This window comes from Streptomyces sp. SID12501 (assembly GCF_010550245.1).
Taxonomy (GTDB): Bacteria; Actinomycetota; Actinomycetes; order Streptomycetales; family Streptomycetaceae; genus Streptomyces.
This window is the reverse complement of the sequence record NZ_JAAGLU010000141.1, coordinates 1-879: the sequence shown is the minus strand read 5'-3', so window position 1 is coordinate 879 and position 879 is coordinate 1. Positions and strand designations below refer to the sequence as shown.

The window sequence follows — 879 nt, the reverse complement described above, 5'->3', positions numbered from 1 at the left end:
GCTCACGTGGAAGTCCCCGCCCATCACCGGCACCCCGCTCCGTCTCTTCCACTGGTCCGTCGCGCGCCACTGCGCGCGCTGCTGCGTCGTCAGGCCGCTCATGCGCGCGCCGTGCTCGTCTGCTCGTGGTCGCGAATCGCGTCCTCCCAGCAGGGCCCGCACGCGACGCCGCCGAGCACCTGCCGGGTGGCACGGTGGTCGGTCGGGTCGCACCGCCGGCGCGCGTCGCCGGCGAGCGGGTGGACGGTGTTGAACCACCCGGTGCGCGACGTCCCCGCCGACGTGGCCGTGGTGCTCCCGCTCGACTGCCGGCGGACCTGGCGGGCGAGGTCGGTCGCCTGCGTGACGGTCATCTCGCCCTCGCCGACCATGTCCTGCACCTCGACGGGCAGGGTGGCGACGAGCAACCGGTTCGCGACCGTGCGCGGCGTGTAGCCGGTCGTGCGGGCGATCTCCGTGACGCTCATCCCGGCCTCGCGCAGCCGCTGGAAGGCCCGGCCCTGCTCGATCGGCTCGAGCTGCTTGTGCATGGCCGCGGCCAGCATCAGCGTGGTGTCGCGCTGTTCGTCGCCGGGACGGACCGCGATGCACGGCAGCGCGCGGGCGTGCGCGAGCTTCGCCGCGGCGAGGCGGCGGTGACCGTCCACGACCTGCCAGCCGCCGCGCACCTGATGCACGACGAGCGGCTGCAGGAGCCCGACGGCCCGGATCGACGCCGCGAGCTCCTCGAGGTCACCGAGGTCCGTGCGCGCGTTGGCCGGCGACGGGCGCAGCGACTCCACCGGGATCATCGGCAGCGGCGAGGCCATCAGGCACCGTCCCCGTCGTCGGTCTCGTCGACGTCGTCGTACTCGGCGACGCCGGTCTCGTCGTCGCGGT

General features: G+C 74.5%; 1 protein-coding gene. It reads right to left on the bottom strand.

What is annotated here, in order from left to right; genetic code table 11:
- Positions 1-98: 98 nt before the first annotated feature.
- Positions 99-809: a ParB/RepB/Spo0J family partition protein gene (locus tag G3I71_RS44855; RefSeq protein WP_087507902.1), complete on the bottom strand. Its 711-nt coding sequence runs from the start codon at positions 807-809 to the stop codon at positions 99-101.
- Positions 810-879 lie beyond the last annotated feature (70 nt).

Coding starts and splice junctions, on each gene's coding strand:
- G3I71_RS44855 (WP_087507902.1), bottom strand. CDS start 809: ATGGCCTCGCCGCTGCCGATGATCCCGGTGGAGTCGCTGCGCCCGTCG.